8 protein-coding genes are annotated in these 8,080 nt (G+C 65.2%); 4 read left to right on the top strand and 4 right to left on the bottom strand.

Features of this window, described 5'->3' with window-relative positions:
* Window positions 1–457, bottom strand: a 457-nt coding sequence (locus VF497_RS00300) for a SulP family inorganic anion transporter (RefSeq protein WP_330885094.1), incomplete at its 3' end; no start/stop codon positions are given.
* Window positions 458–500: 43 nt separating this feature from the next.
* Here VF497_RS00300 and VF497_RS00295 point away from each other — a divergent pair.
* The 4 genes from VF497_RS00295 (at window position 501) to VF497_RS00280 (ending at window position 4,861) form a co-directional block, all read left to right on the top strand.
* A complete protein-coding gene (locus VF497_RS00295; RefSeq protein WP_330885093.1) occupies window positions 501–1,850 on the top strand; it encodes a replication-associated recombination protein A in 1,350 nt (449 codons plus the stop codon).
* A 103-nt stretch (window positions 1,851–1,953) separates the two neighbouring features.
* Window positions 1,954–3,432 carry a 2-hydroxymuconic semialdehyde dehydrogenase gene (locus VF497_RS00290; protein ID WP_330885090.1) on the top strand — a complete coding sequence of 493 codons (1,479 nt, stop codon included), beginning with the start codon at window positions 1,954–1,956 and terminating at the stop codon, window positions 3,430–3,432.
* 8 nt (window positions 3,433–3,440) lie between these two features.
* A complete protein-coding gene (locus tag VF497_RS00285) occupies window positions 3,441–3,878 on the top strand; it encodes a RidA family protein (RefSeq protein WP_330885088.1) in 438 nt (145 codons plus the stop codon).
* Window positions 3,875–4,861: an amidohydrolase family protein gene (locus VF497_RS00280; protein ID WP_330885086.1), complete on the top strand. Its 987-nt coding sequence runs from the start codon at window positions 3,875–3,877 to the stop codon at window positions 4,859–4,861. Before VF497_RS00285 ends, VF497_RS00280 begins: the two co-directional genes overlap by 4 nt.
* Here the strand turns inward: VF497_RS00280 and VF497_RS00275 are convergent.
* The 3 genes from VF497_RS00275 to kynU form a co-directional block, all read right to left on the bottom strand.
* A complete protein-coding gene (locus tag VF497_RS00275) occupies window positions 4,858–5,832 on the bottom strand; it encodes a LysR substrate-binding domain-containing protein (protein ID WP_330885082.1) in 975 nt (324 codons plus the stop codon). The genes VF497_RS00280 and VF497_RS00275 overlap by 4 nt on opposite strands.
* Window positions 5,829–7,205, bottom strand: a complete 1,377-nt coding sequence (locus VF497_RS00270) for an FAD-dependent oxidoreductase (protein ID WP_330885080.1) — start codon at window positions 7,203–7,205, stop codon at window positions 5,829–5,831. The genes VF497_RS00275 and VF497_RS00270 overlap by 4 nt, the downstream gene beginning before the upstream one ends.
* A partial coding sequence (gene kynU, locus VF497_RS00265; protein ID WP_330885078.1) for a kynureninase occupies window positions 7,195–8,080 on the bottom strand: 886 nt, incomplete at its 5' end. The genes VF497_RS00270 and kynU, both read right to left, overlap by 11 nt.

Raw genomic sequence — 8,080 nt, 5'->3', positions numbered from 1 at the left:
GGCTGGCGAAAATGCTCACCGCGATGCCCGCGGTGAAGCCGGTGATCACCGGCTTCGGTATGTACTTGAGCAAGGTGCCGATGCGCAGCACGCCTGCGGCGATCAGCATGAAGCCGGCGAGCAGTGTGCAAAGAATCAAGCCACCGTAGCCGAACTTCTCGATCACGTTGAACACGACCGGGATGAATGCCGCCGTCGGCCCGCCGATCTGCACGCGCGAGCCGCCGAGGAAGGAAATCAGGAAGCCGGCAATGATCGCCGTGTGCAGGCCTTTTTCCGGCGTCGTGCCCGAGGCGATCGCCAGCGCCATCGCCAGCGGCAGGGCGACGACGGCCACGGTGAGCCCGGCCACGGCGTCGTGGCGAAACGCATCGAGGCTGTAGCCGCGCTTGAGCACCGTCCACAACTTCGGCTCGTAGGGCGTCCAGTTCGGCGAGAAGGCGGCGGTATGCGACATGGCGGCAAATCATAGCGCAAGGCGCATCGCGTATCATGCGCAAATGCCACGTCGCAAAGCGGAAACCAGCGCGCAATTGTTCGCAGAACCCGAAGGCCTGAAGCCGCTCGCCGAACGCATGCGCCCGCGCACGCTCGACGAAATCGTCGGCCAGGCGCGCCTCCTCGGTCCGGGTACGGCGCTGCGCCGGGCGATCGAAGCGGGCCACGTGCACTCGATGGTGCTGTGGGGGCCGCCCGGCTGCGGCAAAACGACGCTGGCCCTGCTGCTCGCGAAATATGCGAATGCGCGCTTCAAGGCGATTTCGGCGGTGCTGTCCGGTCTCGCCGACGTGCGCGCTGCGCTTGCCGAAGCGGAAGTCGCCTTCGCTCAGGGCGAGCGCAGCGTGCTGTTCGTCGACGAGGTGCATCGCTTCAACAAGGCGCAGCAGGATGCGTTCCTGCCGCACATCGAGAAAGGCGTGATCCTGTTCGTCGGTGCGACGACGGAGAATCCTTCATTCGAACTCAACTCGGCGCTGCTTTCGCGTTGCCGCGTGCATGTGATGGACGCGGTATCGATCGAAGCGATTGTCGAGGCGCTCAAGCGTGCGTTGCACGACGAGGAGCGCGGGCTGGGCGGCTTGCATCTGAAGGTCGGTGACGATGCACTGCGCCTGATCGCCCAAGCTGCCGATGGCGATGTGCGCCGTGCGCTGACTTTGCTCGAAATCGCCGCCGACGTCGCCCACGAAAACGTCATCGATGAAGCGACGCTGGGCCAGGTGCTCGCAGATCGCACGCGCCGCTTCGACAAGGGTGGCGAGCAGTTCTACGACCAGATTTCGGCCTTGCACAAATCGGTGCGCTCGTCCGACGCCGACGCGGCGCTGTACTGGTGCACGCGCATGCTTGATGGCGGCGTTGATCCGGCCTACCTCGCGCGCCGGCTCACACGCATGGCGATCGAGGACATCGGTCTTGCCGATCCGCGTGCACTGACGCTCGCGCTCGAAGCCTGGGACACCTTCGACCGCCTCGGTTCGCCCGAAGGCGAACTTGCGCTGGCCGAAGTAGCGATCTATCTGGCGATCGCGGCGAAGAGCAACGCGGCTTATGCGGCATACGGCGAGGTGAAAAAGCTGATCGGCGAAACCGGCACACTCGAGGTGCCGATGCATCTGCGCAATGCGCCGACCAAGCTCATGAAAGGGCTCGGCTACGGCAAGGGTTATCAATACGATCCCGACGTCGAAGGCGGCATTGCCTACGATCAGCAATGCCTGCCCGATGCGCTGGTCGGCCGCGAGTTCTACCGTCCCGCCGAGCGCGGCCTCGAAGCGAAGATTCGCGAGAAGCTCGACGCGGTGCGAAAAGCCCGTGGCGCGGCCTTGGGCAAGTTCCAGGACGACTAGGGCACCGCTGCTCGCGCAGTATTCCCGCGACGAATAGCTGGCGGCCGCATTTCTATTATCCGCGCTGGGCGCAGGCGCCTAGACTGGCTCCACAAGTCCTTTCGTGGAAGCCTTGGTGCCGTCTTCGCTGCCCCTGTTGCGTCATTACATCGACGGCGAATTCGTCGCCAGTGAAAAGCGCTTCGCGAACATTTCGCCGGTCGATGGTCGCGTGCTCGGCCAGGTCTGCGAGGCCGATGGCGATACGGTGAACCGCGCCGTGTTGGCGGCGCGGGCCGCGCAGGCAAGCGCCTGGGGCCGCACCAGCGCGGGTGAACGCGCCGATACATTGCTGCGCATCGCGGCCGGCATCGAACGGCGTTTCGAGGAGTTCGTCGCGGCCGAGGTGGCCGACACGGGGCGCTCGGTAAAGCAGGCACGCACGCTCGATGTCGCGCGAGGTGTGCAGAATTTCCGCACGTTCGCCGAGTTGGTCCGCCAGGCCGGCAGCGAGTTCTACGAGATGCGGGCCGCTGACGGCAACGATGTCTTCAGCTATACCGTGCGCAAGCCACATGGTGTCGTCGCGGTGATTTCGCCGTGGAACCTGCCGCTGTTGCTGCTGACCTGGAAAGTCGCGCCGGCGCTGGCTTGCGGTAATTGTGTCGTCGCCAAGCCATCGGAGGAAACGCCGACCAGCGCGACCTTGCTCGCCGAGGTGATCCACGAAGCGGAATTGCCGGCCGGGGCCTTCAACCTCGTGCACGGCTTTGGTCCCGATTCGACGGGAGAATTTCTGACGCGTCATCCGGGCGTCGACGCGATCACCTTCACCGGCGAGTCGCGCACAGGCGAGGCGATCATGCGCGTCGCGGCGGCAGGCGTGCGCGAGGTGTCGTTCGAACTCGGCGGCAAGAACGCCGCCGTGGTGTTCGCCGATGCCGACTTCGACAAGGCCGTCGCCGGCGTGCTGCGCTCGAGCTTCACCAACTCAGGCCAGGTCTGTCTCTGCTCCGAGCGCGTCTACGTCGAGCGCCCGATTTTCGCGCGCTTCATCGATGCGCTGAAGTCGGGCGCGGAAAAGCTCAAGATCGGCTCGCCGGACGAAGAGGGCGTCGACATGGGGCCGCTGATCTCGCGCGCGCACCGCGACAAGGTACTCGACTACTTCACGCTCGCGCGCGCCGAGGGCGCGACCGTGGTGATCGGCGGCGGCGTGCCGCGTTTCGGCGATGCGCGTGACGACGGCGCCTGGGTGCAGCCGACGATCTGGACCGGACTCGACGACGGCGCGCGTTGCGTGCGCGAGGAAGTGTTCGGCCCGGTCTGCCACGTCGCGCCGTTCGATTCCGAAGACGAGGTCGTACGCCGGGTCAACGATTCCGAGTACGGTCTCTGTGCGGCGCTGTGGACCCGCGATCTGAAGCGCGCACACGCGCTCTCGCGGCGTTTTCGCGTCGGCATGGTCTGGGTCAACACGTGGTTCCTGCGTGACCTGCGCACGCCGTTCGGCGGCGTGGGCTTGTCGGGTATCGGCCGCGAAGGCGGGCGGCATTCGCTCGATTTCTATTCCGAACTGACGACCGTGTGCGTCAACCCTTGAGGCATGACATGAACGACCAGCGAGCCACCGTGGTGCAAGGCAAGGCGAAGCCGCGCGGGCGCTTTCCGCACATCAAGCGCGCCGGCGACTTCCTGTTCGTCTCGGGCACGAGTTCGCGCCGCGCGGACAACAGCATCGCTGGTGCGACAGTCGATGCGATAGGCACGACGAAGCTCGATATTCGCGAGCAGACGCGCGCAGTGATCGAGAACATCCGCGACATACTCGCGAGCGAAAGCGCGACGCTGGCCGACGTTGTCGAGATATCGAGTTTCCTCGTCGACATGAACGACTTTGGCGGCTACAACGAGGTCTACGCCGAGTACTTCGATGAAGCCGGCCCCGCGCGCACGACGGTGGCGGTGCATCAATTGCCGCATCCGCACCTGCGCATCGAGATCAAGGCCGTGGCGTACGCGCCGATGCACAAACAGGGACAGTCATGAAAATCGACATGCACTCGCATTTCTTCCCGCGCATCGACCGGCGCGAGGCGGCGCAGCTGTGCCCGCAGCGCGCACCATGGCTGCACACCGAAGGTCGCAGTGGACAGATCATGGTTGGCGAGAAGGCGTTCCGTCCGGTCGACGATGTGTTGTGGGATTCCTCGCGCCGTACCGATTATCTCGACGAACAGGGCGTCGACGTGCAGGTGATGTGCGCGACGCCGGTGATGTTCGGTTACGAGCAGCCGATAGCACGCGCGCTGCCCTGGGCGCAACGCATGAACGACCGTGCGATCGAAATGACCGTGCTGGCACCGAAGCGTCTCAAGGTGCTCGCACAGGTGCCGCTGCAGGATCTCGACGCGGCTTGCCGCGAGGCGAGTCGGGCCAAGGCCTGTGGCCATGTCGGCGTGCAGATCGGCAACCATGTCGGCACACTCGATCTCGATCACGATGATCTCGTCGCCTTCCTCACGCATTGCGCGAACGAAGACATTCCCGTGCTCGTGCACCCTTGGGACATGATGGGTCGCGAGCGCATGAAGAAATGGATGCTTCCATGGCTCGTCGCGATGCCGGCGGAGACGCAGCTCGGGATTCTGTCGCTGATCCTGTCGGGCGCGTTCGAGAAATTGCCTTCGAATCTGCGCCTCTGCTTCGCCCACGGCGGCGGCAGCTTCGCCTTCTTGCTCGGTCGCGTGGACAACGCCTGGCGCCATCGCGACATCGTGCGTGAGGATTGCCCGCAGCTGCCGTCGAGCTACGTCAAGCGCTTCTACGTCGACTCGGCCGTGTTCGATCCGCGCGCGTTGCAGCTGCTCGTCGACGTGATGGGCGCGGATCGCGTGATGCTCGGCTCCGATGCGCCGTTCCCGCTCGGCGAGCAGGATATCGGTGCCGGCGTGCTTGGGCACGCATCACTTGTTGATACCGACAAGCAACGCATCTGCGCGCACAACGCGCGCGTGTTTTTCGGAATCTAAGTCGGTTTCGAGCCGTCGAAATCGCGCACGTGCTCGCGGCTCGCGCTGCGCAGGCATTCGCGCAGCATCATCGCCGCCGGCGTCGGCTCGCGCGTGGCCGAATAGAAACAGCCGATGTCGCCGAAGTGAAGCACGCCGCCGAGATCGAATTCCTTGAGCAGGCCGGCCTCGGCGAAATTACGGATCGCCTCGCGCGGCATCAGCGCGATCGTGCGCTGGTCCTGCATCAGGGTGATGTTGGTCAGAATCGACAGCGATTCGACGATGTTCTCGGGAATCGGCAAGTTGGCTTCAGCGAACAGGGCATCGGCAGTGCGACGCAGGAACGAATCGCGTGTCGGCAGCACCCACGGATAAGCATGCAGATCGGCGAACTTGATGCTGCGCTTCCTGTGCATCGGATGGCGCGCACCGGCGACGACGCAAAGCGCTTCGCGATAGAGCGGCTCGACCTTGAGCACGGGTGACTCGGCTCGCCAGTTCCAGTCGTCGGGCATGCGGCCGACGACGAGATCGAGTTCGCCGTCGGCGAGGGCGGGGAACAACTGGTCCATCTGGCCCACGCGCAGCGACAGCAACACCTTTGGTGCTTTCTGCTTGAGCAGCTGCGTCGCGCGTGGCAGCAGCCAGGCCGACGCCGAGATCAACGTGCCGACGATGACGTGGCCCGCGCTGCCTTCGAGGAAGGAGTTCACTTCATCGGTCAGCAGGCGCAGGTCGGCGATGAACGACTTCGAGCGCTGCAGGATGCGCTCGCCAAGCGGCGTCGCGGTCACGCCGCGGTTGCCGCGCACGAGCAGCGGCGCGCCGAAATACGATTCCAGTTCGTGGATAACCTTGGTCACCGACGGCTGGGTCAGATTCAGCGCCTGCGCCGCGCGCAAGATCGAGCCGCTCTCGAGCACCTGCGCGTAGACGATGAGCTGATAGAACTTCAGCTTGCGGGCGATTGAGAGCGTGGTGAACTTCATGCGACGTCAGTCAATCGCGTAAGGTGCGCGGCAACGTCTGCATCCACCGTGGCCCAATCGATTTGATCGAGCGAATTCTTGCCGCGCGTGGCGCGAACCAGAATTCCATGCTGAACCTCGCTGCGCGCCAGCGCAATGGAGTAGGGCACGCGCATGAAGCTGACCATCGCGTAATGCGGCACGAACACGCCGGGATGACGCTGCTGCAGGCGCAGTTCGAGTTCGCGCTGCAGGCGGTAGTCGGCGTCGTCGACGCGGTCGCGCATCTCCAGATAGTTTTCCAGCGCCATCTGCTGGATCGCGCGCGCGTTCGGTTTGCGCTCGGCTTCGAATGCGGCGAACGCGTCTTCGAGGTCGGCGTGTGCGTCGAGGTGCGCGGCGAGCGCGGCGCAGTCCTCGAACGCACAGTTCATGCCCTGCCCATGGAATGGCACCATCGCGTGCGCGGCATCACCGATCACGAGCGCGCGACGGTCGAGATGCCAGCGCTCGAGGTGCAGCGTCGCCAGCGTGCTCGCGGGGTTCCTTGCCCAGTCACGTTCGAGCTCGGGAATCAACGACAGCGTGTCGGGAAAGTCGCGTTCGAAGAAGGCGCGCGCTTCCTGCGGCGTGCGGATCGTATCGAAACCGGGATTTTCGACGGTAACGCCGCCCTTGTTCGGCATGAACAGCGTGACCGTGAACGTCTTCTCATCGTTCGGCAGCGCAATGCACATGTAGTTGCCGCGCGGCCAGATGTGCAGCGCGTTCGGTTCCATGCGGAAACCGCTGTCGGCCGCGGGTGGGATTTCGAGTTCCTTGTAACCGTGCTCGAGGAATTCGACACGCTCGCCGAGGTCGAGCACTTTGCCGATCGCGCCGCGCAGCGCCGAGCCGGCGCCGTCGCTGCCGATCAGCGCGCGGAACGGCGCGTTGAACGAGCGCCCATCGCGATCGTCGACGAAATACGCGATCTGGCTGGCGAAATCGACGCGATCGAGGTGCCGGTCGAAATGCAGTTTCGCGCCTGCTTGCTCGGCGAGATTGAGCAAGGTGATGTTGAGTTCGCCGCGATGCACCGACCAGATCACTTCCGAATCGTCGCGGCCGTAACGCTGCAAGTTCACTTCGCCGTGCAGCGGATGCACCATGCGCCCGCGCATCATCACCGCTTGGGCCATGACCGGCGCTTCGGCATCGGCAAGACGCAACGGATGGCGGCCGCGTTCGGCGAGGGCGAGATTGATCGAACGCCCGCCCTGATAGCCGGCGATGCGCGGATCGCCACGCTTTTCGTAGACGTCGACCTGCCAGCCGCGCAGCGCGAGCAGGCGTGCGAGCAGGGAGCCGGCGAGGCCGGCGCCGATCAGCGTGATGCTGCGCTCAGCGGCCATCGCGCCACGCCTCCACGGCCTCGACGAAACCAACCACGTCACTGTAGCGGTTGTAGAGCGGCGTCGGCGAAATGCGGATCACGTCGGGCTCGCGCCAGTCGCCGATGACGCCGTGAGCGCCAAGATGCTCGAACAGCTCGCGCCCGCGCGCGCGGCCACCGTGCACACGAAGCGAGAGTTGGCAGCCGCGCCGTTCCGGTTCGGTCGGCGTCGCGATCGAGAGTACGTCGGCAAGACGCGCGTGGATCAGGCTGTCGAGATAGCCGGTGAGCTTGAGCGATTTCTCGCGCAGCGCCGCCATGCCGACTTCATCGAACAGTTCCAGCGAAGCGCGCAGCGGAGCGAGGCCGAGGATCGGCGGGTTGCTGAGCTGCCAACCGTCGGCGCCGACCGTCGGCACGAACTGCGGACCCATATGAAAGCGCGTCTCCTTCTCGTGGCCCCACCAGCCGGCAAAGCGTGGCCGCTCGCTGCGCGCATGGCGCGCGTGGACGAAGGCGCCGGCCACTGCGCCGGGACCCGAGTTCATGTACTTGTAGTGGCACCACACGGCGAAGTCGGCGCCGCTGTCGTGCAGGCGCAGCGGCACGTTGCCGGCGGCATGGGCGAGGTCGAAACCGGCGATCGCGCCTTGCGCGTGGGCGAGACGTGCAATTTCGGCGAGGTCGAATGCCTGCCCGCTGCGGTATTGCACGCCGGGCCAGAGCACAAGCGCGAGGCGCGGTCCGTGGCGTTCGATCGCATTGGCAATGGCGGACATCGAGAACGTGCCGTCGGCCTCGTCCGGTTCGAGTTCGATCAGATCGGTCGCGGGATCGAAGCCGTGGAAGCGCGCCTGCGATTCGAGCGCGTAGCGGTCGGACGGGAATGCGCCG

Origin of the sequence: Rudaea sp., from assembly GCF_036383415.1 — a bacterium.
In the GTDB taxonomy this organism is placed as follows: domain Bacteria; phylum Pseudomonadota; class Gammaproteobacteria; order Xanthomonadales; family Rhodanobacteraceae; genus Rudaea.
This window is presented reverse-complemented; position numbering and strand designations above follow the sequence as displayed.

Excerpts from the sequence above, each read along its gene's own strand:
- VF497_RS00280 (WP_330885086.1), top strand. The coding sequence starts at position 3,875 with ATGAAAATCGACATGCACTCGCATTTCTTCCCGCGCATCGACCGGCGC.
- VF497_RS00270 (WP_330885080.1), bottom strand. The coding sequence starts at position 7,205 with ATGGCCGCTGAGCGCAGCATCACGCTGATCGGCGCCGGCCTCGCCGGC.
- VF497_RS00295 (WP_330885093.1), top strand. The coding sequence starts at position 501 with ATGCCACGTCGCAAAGCGGAAACCAGCGCGCAATTGTTCGCAGAACCC.
- VF497_RS00275 (WP_330885082.1), bottom strand. The coding sequence starts at position 5,832 with ATGAAGTTCACCACGCTCTCAATCGCCCGCAAGCTGAAGTTCTATCAG.
- VF497_RS00285 (WP_330885088.1), top strand. The coding sequence starts at position 3,441 with ATGAACGACCAGCGAGCCACCGTGGTGCAAGGCAAGGCGAAGCCGCGC.